This is a genomic window from Bacteroides helcogenes P 36-108, assembly GCF_000186225.1.
Lineage (GTDB): Bacteria > Bacteroidota > Bacteroidia > Bacteroidales > Bacteroidaceae > Bacteroides > Bacteroides helcogenes.
In genome coordinates this window covers 1,412,805-1,438,136 of record NC_014933.1, presented here as the reverse complement: position 1 = coordinate 1,438,136, position 25,332 = coordinate 1,412,805, and the positions used below count along the sequence as shown (strand labels likewise).

The window sequence follows — 25,332 nt, the reverse complement described above, 5'->3', positions numbered from 1 at the left end:
CCTCTCCGGATAAGGACAGACTGCTTACTCCCCTGCACTTTTCTTCTTCTTCTTTTTGAAAATGAACAGCTCTCCCAGACGGTCCATTTTCTTGCGAAGGACAAGACCTACACCCGTTTCCGTTATCTCACCATCCAGAACACTCTCATAATTCTTATCGTAGAAGACACGTACATAACGCGTTCCCGATACATCCAGACGGTATTCCAGAGAAATATTGTCGATAAATGATTCTGCATCATTCGTAGCATTGGCGCCGGTAGATACCTTACCTCCGATAATAATCTGCACACGGTCATTGAAAAAGCGTTGTGAATAGCGGAAACTGTAATCCGTACGTTTGTCACCCGTCTCGGCAGAGTTACGGTCTTCTATGCCCACAGAGAAAGACGCGCCTTTTATGTTTCCGGCCAAAGAATTGATCTGGCTCTGAAGTACGCTATTCAATGCAGCTCCCATCGTCAATCCTCCACCCTTGCCGCTTTTGTTCAGATAGATACCGGTGGCAAGCATCGTGATGGCCTGTTTGCTGCGTTCTTCCGCCCCCATCGCCTGCAACTCATTTTCGACAGTGGCATCATCGGGAGCAGCAAGATCGAATATCAGCTCCGGTGACTCCAGACGGTTCTTGATGGAAATAGATACATCGAAGTTCACCATACGGGAGCCGTCTCCGTCGTCATCGGAAACAGAAGCCCGCACGCGTTCGGTAGCTTTCAGGTTCAAGGCAGGATTCATAACGTTGCCCCGCCAATCTACGTAACTGCCGGGATTGAACTGAAACTCCTTCAAGGGAATGATGGGCAAAGAATACTTCATGATGCCACCAGACAGGGTATAGCGCCCTGTAAGGCTCATATCACCTTGAGGCGTATATTGCATGTTCAAGTCACCGCCTCCTTCAAGTTCGATATACTTACTGCGATCGGGACTCAGGTCGGCACGGAGACGGACAGCATCGTCAATATGGACGGACATGTACATTTCCATTCCTCCCAAAGACATGGCAGGTGTATCATTCTCTTTGACGGAAGCCGTATCATTGAAGGAGGTAAAAGTAACCAGTCCGTCAAGACGGTCATCCACAGTCAGAGGAGAATCAGTCAGAACATAAGTCACATTCGTATTGCCAAGCAGGTTCATGTTTCCGCGCATGGTCAAGGCGTCAAGCGGCCCTTTCACTGTAGCACGCAGGTCAACGAATACTTTTCCGTAAACCAGACTCTCGCGGGTACGGGGCGCATCCAGCAAAGTATAATCCTCTGCCAGCAGATTAAGGTTAGCGGTAGGACGCTCCAGATGGCGGAAGTCAATGTTACCATCAACCGTAAACGGATTCTTGCTGGTGGTATAAATGGCGAACTTGTCAAATATCAGTTTATTGTCCTTGATCCGCAACGGGCGGTTATCGAACCAATAGCGCGCCCCTGCCTGACGGGCATAAACAGACACGCTATCCAACGAGATCTCTCCTCCTATCTTCGGCTTTTCCGGTGATCCGTAAACATGCATTCCTCCGTCAACATCTCCCGTAAAGGAAACCATCCGGTCGGGCACAAAAGCATTGGCAATCCGCAACGGGAAGTGTTCAAAATTCGCATTGACCTCCAGACTGTCCTTACCGTTCTTCTTGGTCAGAACACCATCGGCAGTCAATACCTCCTTGTCTTCATACATGAAGTAAGTATTCAGATAATGAGTGCCGCCGTCACCCGGCAACCAAGTGGCTCCCAGCCCGACATCCCCTACCTTCTGACGTTCGTAAGTCAATTTCTGAATATTGGCTTCCGCAGAGATCTGGAGAGAAGTGGCTGTCTGTATGTATTGGGCCTCTGCAGAAAACAAGCCTGTCAGCCGAGGCATATAAGGCAGCACGTTACTCAGTTCGCTCAGGCGGAGACGGCTTAACTCCACGTTCATATTCTGCAGTGAGACAGTGTCATTTTTATCAGACTGCATACGGAAACACAATCCATCGTCACTATCCATATCCACATTGGCATAGACCCGCATATTTTTATGAAGGTAGATCCAGTTACTGTTGTCCACAAAGCGGAACTTACGGAAAGCTATGATAGGTTCGGCAGGTATAAGGTTCAGAATTATGCCGTCCCCTTTTCCATGTCCTCCGGTCAGCGGACGGGCATTAAGACCGAGCAACACTCCAGTCTGTCCTTTTCCATCCGTATAATCCACAGTCAGCTCGGCATCTTCATTCCGAATCTCTCCTGTCAGTGTGCTTCGGAATACGAATTGCGGATTTTTAGGTCCGTTAATAATACCTCCCTGCAACTTCATACGCGTGGTATCCTGACTCACAGTGAAGAAGATCGTATCAAGTTGCAAAGAGTCCACACGCAACCCATGGACGGCAGTGCGTCCGTTGATGCCGTACGCCGGAGTAAAGCCGAAATGTAGAGACATATCATTGAAAGAGATATCCTTGGTTGCCAGAAAATAACTGGCAGGATTTTGCTTACCCACCGCCAACTGCATATCCGCCGAAGGAAGCAAGCGGCGAAGTGCGGCATGATCCAAGCGTTTTTCTTCTATCTGCCTCATCAGTAACCCGGAAAACTCGTCCGACTGTGCCAGCAATTTCTTCAAAGTACTATGGGCACGGAACCGCAAAGCCAAATCTCCGGCATCAAGGTTCAGTCTGATGGAATCGCGACGCGCTTCCGCCGTCAGGCTGAAAGCAAAAGGATATTTCATGGGACGGGGAGCGAAGCCCAGTTTATGTAAATCCACTTCCTCCACATCAACATTCACCGTACCGTCCAGATATTTCCGGTCAAGATGCATGTCAGCATCACCCCGCATTTTCAGTAAGACATTGTTACTGACAAGATGGACGGTGGCTACGGACGATTTAAGCGCGGCACGCAGATCTATGCCGGAGATATCCCAATGTCCGTACTGCAATTTTTCCAACGAGGCATCCAATGCGGCAACAGTCTTGCGGGAAGTGAAATCTATCCCCTTTCCTTTGGCAGAAACACTGGCCGTCAAAGTATAAACAGAGTCTTTGGGCAGAAAATGGTGCATCTGCAAAGCCGTCACATCAAGATTGGCGTGATAAGCCTCGGTGGCAAGATTATAAGAGGCATCCATGCCTAAGGCTCCCTCACCCTCGGCTATTTTCAGATCGGCAGTGCACTGTGAGCCTTCTATGCCTACATGGGCGGCGAGTTGCATGCTATCCGGCACTATCACAGAGCCATCGGGGGCAATATCGGCAAGCCCGGTCAGAAAGTTCAGGTTCTGCGTCTGCATTTCAAAATCCATCTTGCCACTGCGCTTCAGGCTGTCGGTAAGATTCCAAAACTCGCCGCCTCCACTCAGAGAAAAAGCACCGGGCAAATCAGCCGTAAAACGAGAAATCTGCATCTGCTTCAAATTACCCTCTGTACCGGCATGGATGACAAGCGGACGGAAAGGGTATGCCTCTTTAAAGGTGTCGGGCAACTCTCCCGCAAAAAGCAACACGTCCTGTTTGCCGATACGGGCATTGAAACGGGCAGTCAGATGTCCTGTAGTCGGTATATCTATCAGTTTCCAATAGGTCTGTGCAGTAAAGTCCATCTCGCTATGTGGAGTGAGCAACTTCAAGGAAGGAATACGGATAACGGCAGAGTCGGCAAGCAAACGCCCTGTCAATGAAGTGACACTCAAACCGGAACGTTCGTTCATGGAACATTCATGAATTACGGCGTTCATGTCTCTGCCGCAACACATCACGGAGTCAATGCCCAACCGGATGTCACGCAAGGCAATATGTGAAGCGTTGAAACCTCGGGTAGTTTTTACGGCCGTATCGATATCCGGATTCATCTTGCCGATATCATAATTGACTGAAGTACCGGAAAGGAAAAACTTCTTCCAACCATAAAGCCGCTGCTTCAAGTCAGCCTCCGCATCCGCAATCTCGGCATCACCGATGTGTGTCTTCAAGTTCATGGAGTCAAGTGGCATCCGCAAATCAACGGAAACATTCTTCAACTTCAAGACATGAAGGCTGACATTCCAGTTCAAAGCACTCTCAGTAGTATCGTTAGGGGTGTCGGCGGTGTCGGCAAGCAGCACCTGCACATGGGTGTCGCTCAGTTGTATCCTGTTTAGCACGGCTTCTTCCCTATTCAGATCTATACCATGACTTTCAAGGAAGAAGCGCCCCAACGTACCTTGTATCCGCATACCTTTCACCAGATTGGAAGAATTGACAGTAGCCTGCTTCAAAGTGACATCATCAACCTCCACTCTGCCTTTCAGCAACGGCCATGCCTGCACACGCACGTTCAGGCTTTCAAGGCTCAGCAAGGTATCGGCATGTTGCACGCCTGCCGACCTGCCGGCAGGTTGAACCACCAACACGCCCCGTACCAGCAAGTTCAAGGGAAAACGGAGATCCACACGCTCCACAGATATATTCATACCCGTAGCATCTGATGCCATCGCTGTGGCCTGCTTCCGCATAAAGCTCTGTACGGGAGGCACATAAAGCAATATCATCAATATGACAAATAGTATTATAGGAGTAAGCAGCACCCAAAGTGCTATTTTCAGCCATCTTCTTCTCATCGGAACATCAATCAGTCATCATATTAAAATGTCCTACAAAGTAAACAATTTCTTGCGACATATAGTTCCAAAAGAATAAAAATAGTATTATTCTCCTAAACAGCTTTGCCTTTTCAGCCTCCCGATGTGCATCACATCATTATCGTATTCAGCCGACTTACTCTTTATCGTCAGTCTGAAGCACTTCATGCCCCTTATCTTGTTCACCTTGCCAACTTGCCGTCTAAGTGTTGCCAAGCCGTTGGCAAGCATTGGCAAAATAAGCATAAGTGAATCAGGATATTGAGCTTTCCTGCAAAAGAACAGGAATCAAGAATGACGGGCGGCAGCCATCTTCAACAAATCTTCAATGCACGAAAGTGCCGCCTGTGCCTTCCGGCAAACAGGTTCTGCAAACGGCAAGTCACGGGACTCTTCCAACTCACGCAGCAGGGCAGTAAGCTCTACCGCCTTGAGAAGCGTAAAAACCGGCAGCATCTTGTGGGAAACAGCAGCTATTTCGCTCATATCACATGCCTCTATGGCTTTCCGTAACCTGTCCGCATTAAGCCGAGTCTCGGAAACGAAACTTTCCATGATAGCTTCCGCAGCTTCGGAGTCGTCCTCGGCAAAAGCGGTAAGCATAGCAAAGTCATAGTCTCCACCCACCTCACGAAAAAGATCGCGGATGCTGAAAGGCTTGTGCAAACAACCGGCAAAACCATGCTCTGTGAACTCTTCCCGTTTCATATCACTGCGGGCAGTGACTGCCACCACAGGTATGGAACGGGCTTGCGGTATGTTTGAGGCCCGAAGAAGATCCAGCAGATCGAAACCGTTGATAGCCGGCATCTGCACGTCGGACAAAAGGACATCAAAGGTTTCTGTACGCAAGGCATCCAGCAACTCATCCACCTGCAAACAGGAAACAGAAGCAATGCCGTTTTGGGACAACATTGCAGAAGTAAAAGTGAGCTGTATGCGGTCATCATCAATAAGAAGCACTTTTTTCAGTGAGGAGTTGCCATGCGGCACTGCGGCATAGTCCGGCCCTTCATTCCTCCCATTCATTTCTTCATCATCTCCTCTCCTTACGGGATAAATAGGGACACTTAATGTAAACGTGCTCCCCTTGCCGGGAGCACTGTCCACCTCAATCGTTCCCTCAAGCAATTGTACCAGCATACGGACAATGGATAATCCAAGGCCAAATCCTTCTTTGCCCTGTGCTCCGGGCAAACGGGTAAACTCTTGGAAAATACGCTCACGGTCGGCAGGCTCCATACCTTTGCCGGTATCTGCTATGGACACAACAAGCCTTCTGTTTTCATAACGCGCCGCCATCGTGATGCAGCCTTGATCCGTAAATTTCACGGCATTTGAAAACAGGTTATTGATAATCTGACGCAAGCGCAGAGGATCGGATATAAAGGTAGAGTTCAGCTCAGGAGCAAACTCATATTTCAATGTCAAACCTTTGGCAGAAGTCAACGGCTCAAAGCTGACACATATTTCTTCAAGCAGCCGGAAAGGGTAAAAGGAAACCCGGTTTACCTCCGCCTTATGAAGATCAAGACGATGAAAATCAAGCAAATCAACCACCAGCTTCAATAAATGTTCCGAAGAAGTCTTCATATTATCCAGATAGAAGCGCTGGCGTTCATCCACCGTGAGGCGTGAAAGCAGGTCGGCATACCCCATGATAGAGCCAAGCGGAGCTTTAAAGTCATGAGTAATGGCAAGCATCAGCTTTTCGCGTGTCGCCAGCAGGTTTTCAGCCCGGTGGCGTGCCTCCTCCAACTCACGGCGATATCGGTTGCTGCGGGTGACATCCCGCCCTATAACAATGAGGAAGAACGCCGACAGTAATAAAGCTCCCACGGCAATGCCTCCGATAATGCGGGCAGAACGGTGGCGTACTGTCTGCTGATATTCCGCCTCTTGCCGTGCACGCGACAAGGTTTCGGTTTCATAATCTTTCAGCAGGCTGTCTATGCGTGCTGTCAGCACATGATCAAGGCGTTGCAGCCTAAGCTTACGCCGTTGCACAACCGTATTCACCGCCTTCTTTTGCTGAGTCACAGCACGCAACTTCTCATGCAGGGAGTCCGCCGGATTATAAGGCGCAATAACCGTGTCGGTGGCAAATTCAAGGGAGGTCTTTACCTGGATAGCCGTATCTTTCTTCGGAGGTGCGAAGACCTCACCCAAACGACGGAAGAAGCCTTTCTTTTTAGGACGCGTAACCACTGTGTCACGATGGGTAATAATGCGGTGCTGCACACGCTGCCGGGCAACAGCCGAATCCTGCTGAGCTATGATATGCTCAATGTCACTGGTAGAGACCATGCTGTCGTTCGCCTCGCTCAACGTACGCAACATGCGGATAGTATTGGTGTCTTTCTCCCGCAAAAGGGTGAGCAGACTGTCCGTCCATTGTATATCCCTGTCATCGGAAAGCATAAGGTTTTCCATTTCCCGATGCACGAAGAAAAGGGAAGAAAACATAACCGCAAGCAACAAAGTATATCCTGCGGCAATCTTAACTTTAGAGACACTATTCATAACTATACAAGGCGGTAAAGGCTTCCTCTAACACATTCTTTGTCTGGTTTTATAGCGGAACCGCAGCCACAGCATCAGACCGGCACTGGTCAGACCAAACGGGAACGCCATCCATACGCCGACCAATCCCCAGCCTAATACGAAACCGCAAAGGTATCCTACGGGCAAAGATATAATAAAATAAGATATGAATGCTATGACCATCATAGGTTTCACATCAGAGATACCACGCAACGCATTAGCAAAATTAATTTGCAAACCGTCACCAAACTGGTAAATAAGGAAAGGAAAGAATAATGCCGACACCGCCGCAGTCACCTCCGCACTATCGGTAAACCAGCCTCCCATTTGATCGCGCAAAGAGAAGACGATGCTAAGCAATACCATTTCCATACAAAGCATCAGATGGAAACCGGCAAATGCCGATCGGCGTGCATTCTGCATGTCACCCTGCCCCTTGAAATTACTCACACGGACAGCTACCGCCGCCCCCATGCCATAATACATCATGAAGGTGAACTGCGAAATGGTAAGCATAACCTGATGTGACGCCAAGGCAATAGTACCCAACCATCCCACCATGATGGCACTTAAACTGAAAGAAGCCGTTTCCATCCCCATCTGCAAACCGACAGGCCATCCCAAAGCATTAAGCTGCCTGAAAAGCGGCTGTGACCATCCCAAACGAAAGAAGCCTATACGGTAACGGATAAAACGGCGACCACGAAGAACAATCAGCGCAAACACCACAACCATGACAATACGGGAAAACAGTGTACTGATGCCCGCACCAAGCAAACCAAGTTCAGGAAATCCCAGCTTACCATTGATAAGGATATAATTGCCGGCAATATTAAGTGCATTTCCGCCCAGTAATATCCACATAGCCGTTTTGGTATCGGTAATACCGTCCGTAAATTGTTTGAAACCATTGAACAACATGACAAATACCAACGAAGCAAGTAATACCAAAAAGTAGGGCCTTATCAGAGGCATCAGTTCCTCAGGCTGCCCCAGACGATCAACATTGAAATATACAGCCGTCATGATGAAGGTCAGCAACAATGCCACCAACACATTGGCTACCAGACTGGAGCGCAATGCCTGACCTGCCTCGGCAAAACGACGGTTGCCATAAAAGCCACCCACGACAGGAGTCAGCCCATAGCTGAAGCCTGTGCTGAAAATGATGCAAAGAGTAAATACATTATTTACAAAAGACGCAGCCGCCAACTCCTCGGTGCTGTGATGTCCGATCATAAGCGTATCTGCAAATCCAAGTACAATGACACCGACCTGTCCGATAACAATGGGAAGCCCCAAAAGGAACAAAGCCTTATAATGCCGCTTATATGATTCGTAGAAAGTCCTCATAGATTCAATTCTGTTTTTTATAATACAATACTGCACTGTTTTCCTCACGGAAAGTCTGCTGCGCCACCGTGTGAAGTTGTTCTGCCGTCACAGAACGGTAATTATCCACTTCACGGTCAATGTCCTCGGCTTGTCCGGTCAATTCATACCATGCAAGATTTGTAGCAACATTCAGATAATTGATATTTCCGAATATCTGTGTGGATTCAAACTTATTCTTAACCTTCTCCAGCTCCTGCGGCTCTACAAGAGAGTTTTTCAGTCTATCCAGTTCATTCCGCACCGCCGCTTCTGCCTGCTCCAATGATACCCCTGCTGCCGGTTTACCACTGATATGCAGCAAACCTGCATCCCGCGTACCCGAAATATAAGCATCCAGACTGGAAAAAATATTCAGTTCCTGCACCAAACGGCGGTTCAAACGGCTGGATCGCCCATTGCTGAGAATATCCGAAAGAATATCAAATGCGTAATAATCGGGATTCTCACGGCTACACATGTGGTAAGCCATGAACAAGGCATCAAGCGGAACATTGCGCTCTGCAACCAGGCGGTATTCTTCCGTCTGTATCGGCTCACAAGGCAATTGCCTCAAAGGAACGTTTCTCCGTGGAACGGGTGCAAACCATTTTTCGGTCAGCCTGACGGTTTCCTCCCATGAGATGTCTCCGGTAACAGCCAGCACTGCATTATTCGGTGCGTAAAAACGATAAAAGAATGATTTTACCTCATCCAACGTAGCATTGGCAATATGTGAAAGCTCCTTGCCGATAGTCGGCCAACGATAAGGATGCACTTTATATGCCAAAGGGCGCAAAAGATGCCCCACATCTCCATAAGGCTGATTCAGACAACGCTGTTTGAATTCTTCCATCACCACTCCACGCTGTACTTCGAGGCTCTGCTCATCAAAAGCAAGTTCCAGCATGCGGTCGGACTCCAACCAGAAACCCGTTTCCACATTCGGCTTGGGGACTGTGAGGTAATAGTTGGTGATATCATTGTTGGTCCATGCATTATTTTCTCCACCTGCCAACTGCAAAGGAGCATCATAATCCGGGACATTTACAGAACCACCGAACATCAGATGCTCGAACAAATGGGCAAAACCCGTATGATCGGGATGCTCGTCACGAGCACCCACATCATAAACAATATTCAGTGCAACCATTTGCGTGCTGCCGTCTTGATGATGTACCAGCCGCAAACCGTTGTCCAACGTCTTTTTATTAATCTTCAATGACAGTCACCTTCTTTATTACAACATCTTCTTCCGGACGATCACTACGGTCGGTTTTCATCTTCTGAATCCGATCAACAACCTCCATTCCCTCTATCACTTCACCGAACACGGTATATTCTCCATCCAGATGAGGAGTACCACCAACTGTGGTGTAGGCTTTCACCTGCTCCGGAGTGAAACGGAATTCCGGCTCTCCGGCAACCTGAGCCTCAGCCTGCGCAATCAACGAATCTTGCAGGTTCATCAATCCATCTTGGTCACCGGCCTTACGCATCTTGTAAATTTCCTTCGTATGCTTCTGAGCCAATGCCTGAAAGGCATTATTCAGACGCATTTGATTCATCTGTTGCTCCATGCCCAGCAAAGTGGAATCACTGTACACTTTCCCCGTTACGATATAGAACTGACAGCCGGATGATTCTTTTTTCGGATTCACATTATCTCCCTGACGTGCAGCAGACAAAGCTCCCTTTTTATGAAAATACTTCGGATAAACAAATTCCGCCGGGAGAGTATAACCAACATCACCGGCCCCCAACATCTTACCTTTAGGAGCATTTTTTGATTCGGGATCACCTGCCTGTATCATAAAATCCTTAATCACGCGGTGAAATAATGTGCCTTCATATACTCCTTCTTCTGCCAACTTAATGAAATTGTCACGATGTTTGGGAGTTTCATTATACAGTTTCACGATGACATCACCGACACTTGTTTCAATTTTCAACATTGTTTCTCTTTCCATATTTCCATCTTTCTTTTGTCCCGATTTACAACCGGTCAGGCCACAAATCAGTATAGTTAATAATACTACGAAATTTCTCTTCATCTTCCTTTTTTGTTTAATTTAAGCCTGCAAATATACGATTTTCAGGCAAAACCGCTTACCTTTGTCTTATTAAAAGAGAAAAAACGCAAAGGTAATGAGATCTATATTAATCGTAGAAGACGATATTACTTACGGTATGATGCTTAAAACGTGGCTTGGTAAAAAAGGCTTTCAGGTAACATCCGCCAGCAGCATTGCCCGCGCTCAAAAACATATTGAGACAGAGCGTGTAGAGTTAATATTATCCGATTTGCGTCTGCCCGACAAGGATGGTATTGACCTCCTGAAATGGTTGAGTGAACGCAACTTGCAAATACCACTTATCATCATGACAGGATATGCGGATATACAATCTGCCGTGCAAACCATGAAGCTTGGCGCTCGTGATTATATAGCCAAGCCTGTGAATCCGGATGAACTATTGAAGAAAATACATGAAGCCCTGAACACCCCATCTGATACTTCAAAGCAAACCATGCACCCGGAAGAAGTGGAGAATACTGCCCCAAAGGATGTGACGGGTACTTCTGCACCTTCGGAGTATTTGGAAGGTGAGAGTGATGCTGCCAAGCAACTCTACAATTATGTGAAGCTGGTTTCCCCTACCAATATGTCCGTGCTCATCAACGGGGCCAGCGGAACAGGAAAAGAATATGTGGCCCATCGCATTCACCAACTCAGTAAACGCTCAAGCCAGCCATTTATTGCCATTGACTGCGGCTCCATTCCTAAAGAATTAGCGGCTTCGGAATTCTTTGGTCACGTGAAAGGAGCGTTTACCGGTGCATTGACTGACAAAACCGGTGCTTTTGTTGCCGCCAATGGCGGAACCATCTTTCTTGACGAAGTGGGGAATTTGAGTTATGAAGTACAAATTCAGTTGCTCCGCGCCTTACAGGAACGCAAGATACGTCCCGTAGGATCGACCAAAGAGATACAGGTAGATGTACGTCTGGTTACAGCTACCAATGAGAATCTGGAACAAGCCATTGAAAAAGGTACATTCCGTGAAGACCTTTATCACCGCATCAACGAGTTTACCCTACGCATGCCTCAATTGAAGGATCGCCGCGAAGATATTCTGCTCTTTGCCAACTTCTTCCTTGACCAGGCGAATCGCGAAATGGACAAACACCTGACCGGTTTTGACGACAAGGCCTCCAGAGCTTTGATGGAGTACCATTGGCCCGGTAATCTGCGCCAGATGAAGAACATTGTGCGTCGTGCCACTTTGTTGGCACAAGGCAGGTTCATCACTCCGGATGAGCTGAGTGACTTGCAGGAATCCCCCCCCTCTTTTACAGGGATTCCCCTTCGCAACGAGGAAACAGAAAAACAACATATCATTGAAGCCCTTCGTCAGACAGGCAATAACAAAAGCCGTGCTGCACTACTATTGGGAATTGATCGGAAAACCTTGTACAACAAATTGAAGTTATACGAAATAGATAGTTAATAAAGCGATACCCAATCCCATCATCCATAGAAGTGTGGAATTATTCCACACTTCACTCCACAGATTCCACAAGTTTCCACATTTGCCCATACAGTGCCACAAGCTTCTTCAGAGCCACACACCTGTGAGAAACAACACATTATGCAAACTTCCACCTCTTTGGCATATCATTTGAACATACATCATACGTAAGCGACAAGCTTCTACTGAAAGCAAAACACTAAATTAGACTTTATATATATGTGACTAAAAGCAAATGAGTTTATTACACTAAGTTAGTATTTAGTAGCAGCCCTGTTTATGTTTGTTTGTGGTGGTTCTTTCTTGGCAATACTTGAATTCACATTAAGTTTTGTCAAGAAAGGGCCCGACAAAAACCGAAAGCCGGATAATTCTCAGCCAAGGTTCCCGCAACTAAAACATCTGCAAAGATTGCTGAAGAACAGTAAGCACACTAACGAAAAAAGCCGTTCTCTCCTTGTCTATTCTGGAGAATGGCTTTTTTTTAAAGCTACACACCACAAAAAACAATACCCACCTTTAGGTACTCCACCCGTCAATCAGCCCATAAAAATACCGACAAGTGGCGATTCTCCACCCGCCAAGATAAACCTATCTTTGCAAAAAAATAATATAGCAACTAACACTAACGTCTTTAAATGACAGATTCCATCACCAGTAAATACATAATATTCTTTCTTCTTATATTAAGTTCCATACAGCCGGCCATTTGCCAACATTATAGCATATCAGGACGAGTCATTGACAACAAAAGCAAAGTTCCCATGGAGTTTGTCACCGTATATCTTCCTGAAAATACACTTTGGGCAATAACTAATGAAAAAGGGGCATTCACTCTACACAAAGTACCCGCCGGAAAAATTAAAATGAACATACAATACTTGGGATACGTAACTAAAACACTGGAATTGGATATACAAAAAAATATTACCGACTTACTAATTACATTGCAGGAAAGCAATCTCACTATTAATGAAGTAGTGGTTACCGCCCAGAAAAGAACGAGCAGCCAAACAACTTCATACACCATAGACCGTAGGACACTGGATCATGCACAAATGCTGAATCTAAGTGGCATCAGCACTTTACTACCGGGAGGAAAAACCATTGGCGACCAAAATCTGACATCGGATAAGCGTATCAGCCTGCAAAGCGGAAGCGGTGAATTCGGAAATGCTTCTTTCGGTACGGCTGTCACAATAGACGGGGTACAGTTACAAAACAATGCCGCCATGAACGAGACAAAAGGTATCGACTTGCGTAACATAGGATCTTCAAACATCGAATCGGTAGAAGTCATAACCGGGATACCGTCGGTGGAATATGGCGACATGTCAAACGGCATTGTGAAAATCAATACCCGGAAAGGAAAAACTCCTTTCATCATCGAACTGGCCACCGAACCCAAGACCAAACAATTTGCCATCAGCAAAGGTTTCTTATTAGGAAACAAAACCGGCACATTGAATACAAGCTTCGAACGCACGAGATCAACCTCCAATCTGGCATCTCCCCACACCGCATACGACCGCAACACTCTGACGCTGAACTACTCCAATATTCTAAACCGAAACGCACAACACCCTCTTTCATTGAATGCCGGACTCACAGGAAACATAGGGGGATATAACTCAAAGGCTGATCCGGATGCCTTTCAGGATACTTATATCCAAACACGTGATTACACTTTTCGTGGAAATGTGAAGTTAGACTGGTTGCTGAACAAATCATGGATTACCAATCTATCCTTGTCGGCATCAATGGCTTACTCGGACAAGTTATCGAAAGAGAGCACCAACAAGAACAGTGCATCTACACAGCCTTTCATCCACAGCACCCAAGAAGGATACTTCATTGCAACAAGCTATGATGAAAATCCCAATGCTGAAATCATCCTCGGCCCCACAGGTTATTGGTATCAATTGGCATATACTGATAGCAAACCCATCAACTATGCCATGAGATTAAAAGCAGCCTGGAGCAGACAATGGAACAATATCACCAACAAGCTTATGTTGGGAACTGAGATAAACAGTACCGGCAACAAAGGTCGTGGTCTTTATTACAACGATATGCGCTATGCTCCCACATGGCGTCAATACCGCTACGATGAGCTACCTTTCCTAAACAACATAGCTACCTACATAGAAGACAATATAACATTGCCTGTCGGACGCCTGTCATCTTTACACATGACTGTGGGGTTACGTTCGGATATCACCTACATCAAAAACTCTGAATACCAAACGGCAAACAGCCTGTCGCCCCGTTTCAACATAAAATATACAGTTTGGAAGAAAGCTGACAAATGGGTCAGTGACCTGAGCGTGTACGGAGGGATAGGGAAATCTGTAAAACTACCTTCTTTTGAGGTATTGTACCCCTCACCTTCTTATTCCGACAAACTTGCTTTCGCTCCGGGAACCATGAGTGACGGAACCACATTCTATGCCTATTACTCCATCCCTTCCAAAGCCATTTATAATCCTGACTTAAAATGGCAATATACCCGCCAGACTGAATTAGGATTGGAAGCCAACGTGAAAGGCACTCGAATTTATATTTCCGCATTCCACAACAAGACGTTCAACCCATATATGCGTACCAACGAATATACACCCTATACCTACAAACTGACCACACAGGAACATCTGAACAATTGTGAGATTCCATCGGCAAACAGGTACTACAGCATTGACCGACAAACGGGCGTGGTAACTGTGAGCGACCGTACCGGAACTTATGCCAGCCAACAATTGGCATACAATGAGCGAAATACTTTCAAAGCCAATGCTCGCTACACCAACGGTTCACCGGTGACACGAAGTGGCATTAACTGGATTGTGGACTTTGCACAGATCCAGTCACTGCGGACTTCCTTCAGACTGGACGGAAACTATTATTATTATAAAGGCATAGACGAGACTCTGGTCGGCTACATGCCTTCCAATACCACTATGGCTGATGGAAATCCTTATAAATATGTGGGATATTACTGTGGTTCCAACGAAACATCCACTTCTTCGTCAGCAACAGCTTCAGTATCCAACGGCAGCTTGTCCCGCCAACTGAACATGAATCTGACCGTCACAACGCACATACCCAAAATACGGATGATTCTCTCCATGAGAGTAGAAGGTTCTTTCTACAACTACCGGCAGAGCTTGAGTGAATATAGTGACGGAAGCAGCCGGGGAATAGCTCTGGAAAATGCCGGCAATTACTTCAGCAATGATCCCAGCCTTTATGGGAGAGACAAATACGTGGCTGTCTATCCATTGTACTACTCCACTTGGGAGGAACCGAACATACAAATCCCCTTTGCCGAAAAATTTGCCTGGGCCAAAGAGAACGACACGGCACTATACAATGAGCTCGCCAAACTGGTAGTAAAGTCAAATACCAGTTACTACTTCAATCCGAACAGGATTTCTTCCTATTTCTCAGCCAACATCAACCTGACGAAAGAAATCGGGGACTTTGCCTCTATATCATTCTATGCAACAAACTTCTTCAATCATATGGGAAGGGTGAAGTCTTCACAAACGGGATTGGAATCAACGCTCTACAATAGCTCATATATCCCCCAGTTCTACTATGGTCTGTCTGTAAAACTGAAATTATAATGTTGAATCAAATAAAAAAAATGAAAATGAAAAAGTATGCATATTTACTACTTTGTGTATTGATATTCGGTCTGACCTCTTGCAGCGATAACGAAGATAAAAGCTACAAGACATTCACCGTAAATGTACAGTTGGTATATCCGTCCAGTAGCGGACTGACGGCTTCGGAAGGAGTGACCGTAAAGCTGACTTCAGGTAACGGCGGTATTTATAACGCAACTACTGATGCCCTCGGTAAAGCTTCGTTCACCGTACCGGCAGGAATTTACGAGGCCTCAGCCAGTGAGCAACGTTCTCAGGAAGGCTATATATATTTGCTAAACGGTATTACAAGCGGCATATCCGTGACCGACACCTGGATAAGTGAACACACTGTGCAATTGAGTCTGACAGAATCAAAGTCGAGTCAGATTGTAATTAAAGAATTTTACGTTGGAGGATGCCAAAACAATAATGGCTCGGGAACTTATCTGTATGATAAGTACGTCATCCTATACAACAATTCAAATACCGTGGCAAGCATCGATAACCTATGCATCGGACTCGCCTTACCTCTCAACAGCAATGCAACCAATAACAACTATGACAGCAATGGGAAATTGACTTATGAAAGTGAAGGATTTATTCCCGCCGGATACGGGATATGGTATTTCCCTCAGACATTAACCTTGCAACCGGCAGAAGAAGTTGTTGTTTCCATATCAGGAGCCATCAACCACACATTGACTTACAGCAAGTCTGTCAATCTGGCCAACGCATCTTACTACTGCATGTACGACACAGAAGACTGGACAAACACAAATTGGTATCCTGCCCCCTATGAAGGTATTCCCACTTCACATTATCTGCTTGCCGAAAAATATGGCCCAGGTAGCGCCTGGCCCATATCTCAACATGGACCTGCCCTCTTTATTTTCAGCACTGACGGAACTACGCCATCCGCTTTTGCCAATGACAACAGCAACAACTGGTACAACGGTGGAAATACCACTGCGCCCAATCTCTGCAAAAAGGTTCCTACCAACTGGATTCTGGACGGCATCGAGATATTCTCAGAACCTAATCAGGAAAAAAGCAAAAAACGCCTGACCTCCACCATAGACGGTGGTTATACCCTTTTGACTCCTCAATTGGGACATACTTCTTACCGAAATGTGAACAAAAATGCCACAGAAGCCATTGAAAGTAATTCCGGTAAATTAGTTTATAATTACTCCTACGGAAACGACCCCAGCGGGATAGATGCCGAAGCATCTCTGAAAAATGGTGCACGTATCATTTATCAAGATACGAATAATTCAACAAATGATTTTCATCAACGCAAACAAGCTTCTCTAAAGGATTAAAAATACCAATGACAAAATCAAGCCCCGGCATTCAGTCTATACCGCCGATTCTGTATCTATATATCCGGGGCTTGACAAACACTTGCCTTTAGGTTTAAATCAATAATAAATGTTGCCGATAAAGAATAAAATACTACTATTTATGCTATTTTGCGGAACTTCCTGTTCCACACTTGTAGCACAGACATCCCACGATATCCGTTGGGGAAATATCGCATATTTAAGGCAGACAGAAGCATGGCTCAACAGTGAGAATGCAGCCGGACTGCACGCATTGTCTATTCCCCGGATTTCTACGATAGAGGTATATGCAAATAAACAGAATGGGAAATTTGTAAATTATTACCAGTCGGGAAACAGTTTCGAATTCGGTGCTCAGGCTGAATCATTCTATCGCCTCAACTCCAAAACAGTCTTCTTCGGGGAAGTAAACTATCACAACTTCTTTGGCAAGGATATGGGCGGTTCCTATTTTATCAATCCCAATGACGCTCCATTTGACATTGTGGAATATACTGACAGCAACCGTGGAGACAAAAGCCTGGAAAAATATCAACTGACAGGCGCTGTCAGCATAGACCTTTCCCCAAAAATATCCATGGGAGGAAAGGTTGACTATACAGCGGCTAATTATGCCAAGCAAAAAGACCTGCGACACGTCAACAATCTGCTTGACATGAACCTGACGGCCGGAATCATTTACCGCCTGAGCAAAAGAGTGGAACTGGGAGCAAATTATTATTACCGTCGCAGTACGGAAGGCCTGCTAATCAGCATGTATGGTACTACGGACAGAGTTTATAATTCCCTCATCAGCTATGGTGGTTTTTATGGCATAGTAGAACAGTTCGGGGATAACGGATATACAAAAAAAAATGAAGAAAAACCTCTTTTCAACGAATATCACGGCGGAACTCTACAACTAAAATGGTACATTCTGCCGAAACTTCAATTCTTTAATGAGCTGGCCTATAAATCACGAAACGGATATTATGGTAAAAAATCGCCCGGCACAGTGATATATAGTGAGCACAACTCCGGCATATTATCTTACAAAAGCATACTCTCGTTGCAAGGACAAAAAGATTTGCATTGCCTGCACATCGGTTTCCAGCGAGAGTCTTTGGCCAATGCCGAAAACATTTACCGATATGACAATGAGGGCGGAGGCAAAACCAATGTAAATTATTACGGAACATTGGACACCACGAATAAAACCATCTGGAGCCTTGATGCCGGATATACAGGAAACCTCGAAGTAACCAACGGTTGTCCCGCGTGGACAGTGAAAGGCACTTTTAGTTATTTCAGCAGGAATCTTACAGCTTCTGTCTATCCGTATTACCGGAAGCAGAGGCTACACACCACAACATTCCACTTGTCGGGTGAACGTAATATATGCAGAAAAAAAGACATGTACAGCCTATATATAGGAGGAACTTATGCTTCAGGCCGGGGAAGCGTGCAGAAAGACGGAACTTATACTACTCCCACCGAAAGTCAGTCGACTCCCAAAAGTATGACAACTTTCTTGTACCGTGAATTTGAATTCCTCACCAACAAACGAATAAAAGGCGAAGCCAGCTTCAAATATGCCCGGAGCATAGGCGGAAAAGGTTTGACAGGATTTACTTCACTCCACTATGGCATGACTAAAGCTTTTGGTATAGTGTATCTGGAAGGTGACCGACACCATGAAATAACATGGAGCTTAGGATGCACTTTCTAAGCAGGCATTTATAGAACGAACGAATTGCAAACGAGTATTTAATAAAAATGAATTAAGAAATGAAAACAAGTAAAATGACTCTAATTGCAGCTATTGCTGCATTCCTTTTCATCGGTGCTTCTTGTGGAAGCAAACAAAAAAACACAGAAGACATTGCAACAGAGCAAACATCTTCCGGGGCAATGGAAATAGACAGCCTGTTGACTAATGCCGAACCACTGGTCAATCAGGAAGTAACAATTGAGGGTATCTGCACACATGCTTGCAAACATGGCGCAACAAAGATCTTCCTGATGGGAAGTGACGATACTCAAACCATCCGGGTGGAAGCCGGGAAATTAGGCTCCTTCGACACCAAATGTGTCAACAGCATCGTGCAGGTCACCGGAATCCTGAAAGAACAACGCATAGACGAAGCCTATCTGCAACAATGGGAAACCAGACTGAGAGCTGCTTCCAATGAGAATCACGGAGAGGGCGAAGCCGGATGCAACACCGAAAAGAAAGCCCGTGGAGAAACAGCCAATACTCCGCAGGCACGTATAGCAGACTTCCGCAGTAAAATAGCCAAACGTCAGGCTGAAGAAGGAAAGTCCTATTTGTCATTCTATTATATAGAAGCCCTCAAATATGAAATCCAGTAAGACAGGAACCATGCTTCGGAAGTGGAGTCGGCTCATACACCGCGACCTATCGTTCTTTTTTTCGGGTATGGTATTGATATACGCCATCTCCGGAATCGTTATGAATCATCGGAATACAATCAATCCCAACTACTCGGTAGAACTTCGGCAATATACTCTCACAGAAACCTTGCCGCCCCAAGCCGACATTCAGAAAAGCGATGTACTGAAACTCTTGAAGCCACTCGGAGAAGAAAAGAACTACACGAAGCATTACTTCCCGCAGGCAAACCGGATGAAAGTTTTCCTAAAAGGCGGTTCCAATCTGCTGGTAGAGCTACCTACCCGGCAAGCCACTTATGAAAAACTGACAAGACGCCCCCTGCTGAGTGCCCTCACCAAACTACATTATAATCCCGGCAGATGGTGGACTTTCTTTGCCGATTCATTCGCAGTAGGCCTTATCATTATCACTATTACGGGTATGGCAATGTTGAAAGGGGCAAAAGGATTGTGGGGACAAGGCGGCATAGAGCTTGCCGCCGGTATTCTCATACCGCTACTCTTTCTCTTTATGTAGAATGAGCCAAGGAAAAAGATTGCATGACACAGGTCTTTTCAACTATCCATATTACAGAGAACATTTAACAAGCAAAAAACAATGGAGAATATCATTGAATGCAACAACCTGACGCATTACTACGGCAAACGGTTGATATACGAAAACCTCAGTTTCAATGTGCCCCAAGGACGTATCTTAGGCTTACTTGGAAAAAACGGCACAGGAAAAACTACAACCATCAACATTTTGAGTGGCTACCTGACTCCCCGTTCGGGCGAATGCCGCATTTTCGGCCAAGACATCCGGCACATGAATCCTGCCACACGCCGCAATATCGGACTGCTCATTGAGGGGCATGTACAATACCAGTTTATGACAATAAAGGAAATCGAAAAGTTTTATGCTGCCTTTTATCCCAGGCAATGGCGTAAGGAAGCATATTACGAACTCATGAATAAACTGAAAGTCGCACCGGGACAACGCATATCACGCATGTCATGCGGACAACGTTCACAAGTAGCATTGGGATTGATCCTGGCGCAAAATCCGGAATTGCTGATATTGGATGATTTTTCACTCGGACTCGACCCTGGTTATCGACGCTTATTTGCAGACTATCTACGCGATTATGCCCGTTCCGAGAACAAAACGGTATTTCTGACCTCACACATTATTCAAGACATGGAACGCTTGGTGGATGACTGCATCATTATGGACTATGGACGTATCTTGACTCAACAACCTGTCCACGAACTACTCAACACACTGCGCCGTTACACTTGCATCTTGCCGGAAGGCTATAAGGAAATACCCGCAAACAAGGATTTCCATCACCCTTCCATAATACGCAATACGTTAGAGATTTTCTCCTTTCTATCAAAGCAAGAAGTAGAGACACGTCTGACAGCCATACAAGTGCCTTACAGTAATTTAATTTGCGAAACAATAAACTTGGAAGACGCTTTCATCGGACTAACTGGAAAATATTAAAAAAATAAAGAAACTTATGAGCACTATATTTTACAAAGAATGGATCAAAACCCGATGGTATCTGCTACTCGCTTCCATCACAACACTCGGCTTTGCCGGTTACTCAATGCTACGCATCAACCGCATTGCCGAACTGAAAGGTGTAGAGCATGTTTGGGAGGTGATGCTGTCACGCGACACTGTATTCGTGGATTTATTGGAATATATCCCATTGCTGATAGGAATAATATTCGCATTGGTACAGTTTGTTCCGGAAATGCACCGCAAATGCCTGAAACTGACATTACATCTCCCTTATCCACAGTTGCGGATGATAAATCTGATGTTACTCTATGGGCTGTTGGCACTGCTTGCGTGTTTTATAACCAACTTCCTGTTAATGCTGTTTTACCTGCAAGGAATCCTTGCCCCGGAACTTTACTCCCGGATTCTGCTAACCGCCTTTCCCTGGTATCTGGCCGGCATCTCCTCATATCTATTAATCTCATGGATATGCCTGGAACCTACATGGAAGCGCCGTATATTCAACCTTGCAATCTCAATCCTGCTACTTCGCATCTTCTTCCTTGCACAAGCTCCGGAAGCCTATAATGTATTCTTACCCTGGCTCGTGGTCTATACTCTGCTTACTGCAAGTTTATCATGGTTATCCATAGCGAGATTCAAAGCCGGAAAACAAGATTAAAGTTCATAAAACTCACAATAAATAAAGAAAGAACAACAATGATACGATTTAGCCGATTTTTTTTATCAATCACTATCATACTTCTTCTACTTTGGCAACTGCCTTGGTGTTACACCTTCTTCACAGCAAAGCCTTCAAAAGCCCCTTTTACATTATACAGCACTATAATAGGAGATTTCGTTTCTATCGGTAATGAAGAAGGAAAAGGAATAATACGCCGTGATCAATCCGGGAATATTTACTCACAGGAAGAGACAGACAGCATCCTTCCATTTTTCTATATACGTCAATTGATGTCGGATGAACGTTTTCCGGATTCGATAAAAGGAGTAAGCCTGACCCCGCGCGAAGTACAGATGACCAATTTCAATTTCCGTTCAGTACCCTCTGATATCAATGCTTCTAAAATAGGACTCTATCCGTTATTGGAAAGCATGTCCGGCCGCGTGGAACTGAGTATGCCGGATGACGTGTTCCGCATCACTTATAAAGGCATCGAATTCATTCAAATAAAAGCCAATGCCGTGGATACAGATAAAAGCCGCTTATTTACAGATGCTTTAACAAAGAAAAAATTCAAGTTTCCCTCCCGTCTCATCGCCGGAAATCCGACCACCCGTAAAGAATATGACGAAGGTTATTTAATCTTGGACAATGAAGGAAAACTATTCCACATGAAGCAAATGAAGGGACGTCCCTATGTACGCGCCATCTCTCTACCTGAGGGCGTAAAAGTAAACCAATTGTTCGTTACAGAATTCAAAAGCCGTAAGACATTAGGTTTCCTGACCGATACCGACAATCACTTCTATGTCTTGAACAGCAAGACATACGAACTGGTAAAAACCGGTGTACCAACCTATGATCCGAAGAAAGACGCAATAACAATCTTCGGCAACATGTTTGACTGGACAGTCTGCATCAAGACAGACAACAATGTCATGTATTATGCATTGGATGCTAATAATTATAAACTTCTCCGGTCTATTCAATCTGCCGACGAGAATACAGGCATGCCGGGGCTCCATTTCACTTCTTCCGAAGACAAATACGTGAAGCCCCGTTTCTGACAACAAAGGCGATGCAAAAGCCAAAAGCCGTTCTCTGCAATAGACAGAGAACGGCTTAATCATATACACAAGCAGAGTGGTGTTATCACTTTTATCACCAGTGTCTTTCCGGATATAAATCATTCCACCATGCCGGGCTGTCCTGTAGCCAACGGGCAAACCATGCCATGATGGAATTTTGCCATAGTTCACGCTTCGCATAGTCGCTGATAAAATGATTCTCGCCATCCACCGTAATAAACTCTACCGGCTTACCTAAGATTTTCAATGCGTTATACAACTGAATACTTTCACCGATAGGTACATTTGTATCCACAGTGCCATGCAAGAGCAACAACGGAGTCTTTATCTTATTCGCATTGAACAGCGCACCATGCTTGGTAAATAAGTCGGGGTTGCTCCACGGATAGCTTTCTGCAGCAGCAACGGAGTTATAAGAATATCCCCAGAAGCCCTCTCCCCAATAACTTGTTACATTACTGATACCGGCATGCGAAGCTGCAGCGGCAAACAAATCAGTCTTAGTCTGCAAATACATTGTCATGAAGCCGCCATAAGAGGCTCCCAAACAACCGATACGCTTTTCATTGACAAACGAATGAGTCTCACAGAATTTCTTCGTTCCTTCAATAATTTCATCAGCAGTACGTTCACCCCATGCGTTCACATGTCGGGCAGAGAATTCTTGACCGTATCCGATAGCGCCACTGGGTTGAATAATATAGACCACATAATTGCGTGAAGCGAACAACTGTGCACAGTAAGGAGAAGTGATACCACGCGTAGTGGGTGTAGTGCCGCCATAATAATAAACAATAAGCGGATATTTCTTATCCGGATCAAATGAAGGAGGCAAGCACATCATGCCTTTAATCTCAGTACCGTCTGCCGCCGTGAAGTTCCACTCTTCCATTTTACCAAACTCTATCTTATCCAAAATAGGCTGCATAGGATTGGCCAGCAAAGTAGAAGCCTTCTTCTTTGTATCGTATGTATAGGCAGCACCCACACTGGTATTACCACCTCCCACATAAGCAGCTATCGCCGGATTGTCTTTTGCCAGCGTGAAGGAAGTAATCACATCTTCTTTAAGCGGCAGCATTTCAAATTGTCCGTCTTTCGGAGTATAGCGATAGATGTGCTGACAGTCGCCATCGACAGTAGTAAAATAAATACAGCCGTCCGTACGGTTCCATTGCAAAGGATTCACCGTAGGATTAAAGTCACGCGTAATAGGGGTGACTTTCTTTGTGGACAAGTCCATGATGAAAGCTTGAGTATCAAAGTCGTTGGCTATAGGGTGGTTTCCACAGTTCTTGCCGATGCCTCCGAAAGCAGACGGACTGCCGGTAAGCAACAATTGCTTTCCGTCCGGAGAGTAAGAAGCACCTCCTGTGTAAGCATCCCATGAAACCAGAGTATCAGTTTTCATGGTAGCCAGATCTATCTCAAACAAAGAAGAAAGCGAGAAAGGACATTTCGTGATATTGGGCTTGGAAGTAGAACATAGAAGTTTCTTCCCATCAGGAGAAATATCATTCAGATAAACGTTATGGCTTCCATAAGTCAGACGTTCGGAGAGTCCGGTTGCCATATCATACTTCACAAGATAATAACGGTTACGGGAACCGGGAATGCGATCGTCAGGATGAAGAATACGCTTCAACGGACCGTTCACCTTTTCACCTTCATCCGTCGGCGTATAGATCAAGTAATCTTCCGTTGGAGACCAATGGAAATAACCTTCGGGGACATTTTTAAACAACACCTCTTCACGCATGGTAACCGGATCATATATCACCAAATCATTCTGCTGTCTGCCTGTTACCGTGTAATAAAGTTTATTGCTGCAAGGCATCCAACGCATATTCTCGTTGGCATTGGGCAATATGACACGGCCGGTTTTCACTTCCGTCAGTTCTGCATGTGTCCTGGAACGTTTTGTGGAATAATTGTCCCAATAACGCGTCAACAAATACTTACCATTTGGTGAAAGAGATACTGAACTGACACGGCAACCGAATGCTGTATTATACAAAGAGAAACGTCTCTTTAAGTCCGGCGTCATCCGATAACCGACATCTGCAAAGTCTTTCTCCTTCTCAAATTCACATTTCAAAGCCGGCTGCATCTTGTCAGCCGACGCAGACAGCAGTTTAATGACAATTTCATTATCCGCCTCCGGTTCAAGACGCAGGCTGACCACTGTCGGGCGGACTTTGGTAAGGCTATCTTCCACCGTCTCTTTAGTCTGCTTGGACACACCGTTTACAAATACCTCGAAACGGGCAGGAGAATAGATACTCAATTTACCTTTTATAAAGCGTTCTGCACGCAGATTGGTGGCGAAGAGATAGACAAGATTATCTTTATCTGCCTTCTGCACAAATACATAACCGGCTGTATCAACCGATATACGCTCATACGGATGTCCTTCAAAATCAAGACTGATATTCGTTTTCAGAAGATTACCAATCGTAAACTTTTCTCCGGTAAAATTGACGCTGTCACCCTGGAGAGGGGTACGTAACACAACCGCAGGGCGTATGTTGTATTCAGTCACCCGATCTTGTGCTTGAGCCGCCAATCCTACTAAAAGAAGCAAGCCCGATAAAATAGTGTTTTTTTTCATTGAATTTAGTTATAAACAGGT

At 45.5% G+C, this 25,332-nt stretch carries 16 protein-coding genes; 9 read left to right on the top strand and 7 right to left on the bottom strand.

The window, feature by feature from the left end; translation table 11 throughout:
- Positions 1 to 24: 24 nt before the first annotated feature.
- From BACHE_RS05715 to BACHE_RS05690, 6 genes are all read right to left on the bottom strand, one after another.
- Positions 25 to 4,581, bottom strand: coding sequence for a translocation/assembly module TamB domain-containing protein (locus BACHE_RS05715; RefSeq protein WP_013546737.1), 4,557 nt, complete (start codon positions 4,579 to 4,581; stop codon positions 25 to 27).
- Between the two features lie 87 nt (positions 4,582 to 4,668).
- Entirely contained in the window at positions 4,669 to 4,848 is a 180-nt protein-coding gene (locus BACHE_RS05710; protein ID WP_041579228.1) for a hypothetical protein, read from the bottom strand.
- Positions 4,849 to 4,890: 42 nt separating this feature from the next.
- Positions 4,891 to 7,125: an ATP-binding response regulator gene (locus BACHE_RS05705; RefSeq protein ID WP_013546736.1), complete on the bottom strand. Its 2,235-nt coding sequence runs from the start codon at positions 7,123 to 7,125 to the stop codon at positions 4,891 to 4,893.
- 27 nt (positions 7,126 to 7,152) lie between these two features.
- Positions 7,153 to 8,499, bottom strand: coding sequence for an MATE family efflux transporter (locus BACHE_RS05700; RefSeq protein WP_013546735.1), 1,347 nt, complete (start codon positions 8,497 to 8,499; stop codon positions 7,153 to 7,155).
- 4 nt (positions 8,500 to 8,503) lie between these two features.
- Complete coding sequence (locus BACHE_RS05695) at positions 8,504 to 9,739, bottom strand: M16 family metallopeptidase (RefSeq protein WP_013546734.1); 1,236 nt, start codon at positions 9,737 to 9,739, stop codon at positions 8,504 to 8,506.
- On the bottom strand, positions 9,729 to 10,571 hold the full coding sequence (locus BACHE_RS05690; RefSeq protein ID WP_013546733.1) for a peptidylprolyl isomerase: 843 nt from the start codon (positions 10,569 to 10,571) through the stop codon (positions 9,729 to 9,731). Before BACHE_RS05690 ends, BACHE_RS05695 begins: the two co-directional genes overlap by 11 nt.
- Positions 10,572 to 10,665: 94 nt before the next feature.
- Here BACHE_RS05690 and BACHE_RS05685 point away from each other — a divergent pair, with 94 nt between their 5' ends.
- The 9 genes from BACHE_RS05685 (at position 10,666) to BACHE_RS05640 (ending at position 22,679) form a co-directional block, all read left to right on the top strand.
- Entirely contained in the window at positions 10,666 to 12,027 is a 1,362-nt protein-coding gene (locus BACHE_RS05685; protein WP_013546732.1) for a sigma-54-dependent transcriptional regulator, read from the top strand.
- Between the two features lie 659 nt (positions 12,028 to 12,686).
- Positions 12,687 to 15,674, top strand: coding sequence for a TonB-dependent receptor (locus BACHE_RS05675; protein ID WP_013546731.1), 2,988 nt, complete (start codon positions 12,687 to 12,689; stop codon positions 15,672 to 15,674).
- A gap of 26 nt (positions 15,675 to 15,700) precedes the next feature.
- Positions 15,701 to 17,020 carry a DUF4876 domain-containing protein gene (locus tag BACHE_RS05670; RefSeq protein WP_013546730.1) on the top strand — a complete coding sequence of 440 codons (1,320 nt, stop codon included), beginning with the start codon at positions 15,701 to 15,703 and terminating at the stop codon, positions 17,018 to 17,020.
- Between the two features lie 142 nt (positions 17,021 to 17,162).
- On the top strand, positions 17,163 to 18,749 hold the full coding sequence (locus tag BACHE_RS05665; RefSeq protein WP_013546729.1) for a DUF6850 family outer membrane beta-barrel protein: 1,587 nt from the start codon (positions 17,163 to 17,165) through the stop codon (positions 18,747 to 18,749).
- Positions 18,750 to 18,808: 59 nt separating this feature from the next.
- Complete coding sequence (locus tag BACHE_RS05660) at positions 18,809 to 19,393, top strand: hypothetical protein (RefSeq protein WP_013546728.1); 585 nt, start codon at positions 18,809 to 18,811, stop codon at positions 19,391 to 19,393.
- Complete coding sequence (locus BACHE_RS05655; protein WP_041579225.1) at positions 19,380 to 19,952, top strand: PepSY-associated TM helix domain-containing protein; 573 nt, start codon at positions 19,380 to 19,382, stop codon at positions 19,950 to 19,952. The genes BACHE_RS05660 and BACHE_RS05655 overlap by 14 nt, the downstream gene beginning before the upstream one ends.
- Before the next feature lie 81 nt (positions 19,953 to 20,033).
- Complete coding sequence (locus BACHE_RS05650; RefSeq protein WP_013546726.1) at positions 20,034 to 20,924, top strand: ABC transporter ATP-binding protein; 891 nt, start codon at positions 20,034 to 20,036, stop codon at positions 20,922 to 20,924.
- Positions 20,925 to 20,940: 16 nt separating this feature from the next.
- The gene (locus BACHE_RS05645; protein WP_013546725.1) at positions 20,941 to 21,609 is read left to right on the top strand and encodes a hypothetical protein; all 669 of its coding nucleotides are present in this window, start codon (positions 20,941 to 20,943) and stop codon (positions 21,607 to 21,609) included.
- Between the two features lie 38 nt (positions 21,610 to 21,647).
- Entirely contained in the window at positions 21,648 to 22,679 is a 1,032-nt protein-coding gene (locus BACHE_RS05640; protein ID WP_013546724.1) for a DUF4857 domain-containing protein, read from the top strand.
- 94 nt (positions 22,680 to 22,773) lie between these two features.
- Here the strand turns inward: BACHE_RS05640 and BACHE_RS05635 are convergent, their stop codons facing one another.
- On the bottom strand, positions 22,774 to 25,311 hold the full coding sequence (locus BACHE_RS05635; protein ID WP_013546723.1) for an alpha/beta hydrolase family protein: 2,538 nt from the start codon (positions 25,309 to 25,311) through the stop codon (positions 22,774 to 22,776).
- Positions 25,312 to 25,332: the final 21 nt, after the last annotated feature.

Bases quoted from the DNA above. Each gene is read 5' to 3' on its own strand.
- BACHE_RS05665 (WP_013546729.1), top strand. From the start codon at position 17,163: ATGCTATTTTGCGGAACTTCCTGTTCCACACTTGTAGCACAGACATCC.
- BACHE_RS05705 (WP_013546736.1), bottom strand. From the start codon at position 7,125: ATGAATAGTGTCTCTAAAGTTAAGATTGCCGCAGGATATACTTTGTTG.
- BACHE_RS05690 (WP_013546733.1), bottom strand. From the start codon at position 10,571: ATGAAGAGAAATTTCGTAGTATTATTAACTATACTGATTTGTGGCCTG.
- BACHE_RS05645 (WP_013546725.1), top strand. From the start codon at position 20,941: ATGAGCACTATATTTTACAAAGAATGGATCAAAACCCGATGGTATCTG.
- BACHE_RS05675 (WP_013546731.1), top strand. From the start codon at position 12,687: ATGACAGATTCCATCACCAGTAAATACATAATATTCTTTCTTCTTATA.
- BACHE_RS05710 (WP_041579228.1), bottom strand. From the start codon at position 4,848: ATGCTTATTTTGCCAATGCTTGCCAACGGCTTGGCAACACTTAGACGG.
- BACHE_RS05670 (WP_013546730.1), top strand. From the start codon at position 15,701: ATGAAAAAGTATGCATATTTACTACTTTGTGTATTGATATTCGGTCTG.
- BACHE_RS05650 (WP_013546726.1), top strand. From the start codon at position 20,034: ATGGAGAATATCATTGAATGCAACAACCTGACGCATTACTACGGCAAA.
- BACHE_RS05635 (WP_013546723.1), bottom strand. From the start codon at position 25,311: ATGAAAAAAAACACTATTTTATCGGGCTTGCTTCTTTTAGTAGGATTG.
- BACHE_RS05655 (WP_041579225.1), top strand. From the start codon at position 19,380: ATGAAATCCAGTAAGACAGGAACCATGCTTCGGAAGTGGAGTCGGCTC.
- BACHE_RS05685 (WP_013546732.1), top strand. From the start codon at position 10,666: ATGAGATCTATATTAATCGTAGAAGACGATATTACTTACGGTATGATG.
- BACHE_RS05640 (WP_013546724.1), top strand. From the start codon at position 21,648: ATGATACGATTTAGCCGATTTTTTTTATCAATCACTATCATACTTCTT.
- BACHE_RS05700 (WP_013546735.1), bottom strand. From the start codon at position 8,499: ATGAGGACTTTCTACGAATCATATAAGCGGCATTATAAGGCTTTGTTC.
- BACHE_RS05715 (WP_013546737.1), bottom strand. From the start codon at position 4,581: ATGAGAAGAAGATGGCTGAAAATAGCACTTTGGGTGCTGCTTACTCCT.
- BACHE_RS05660 (WP_013546728.1), top strand. From the start codon at position 18,809: ATGAAAACAAGTAAAATGACTCTAATTGCAGCTATTGCTGCATTCCTT.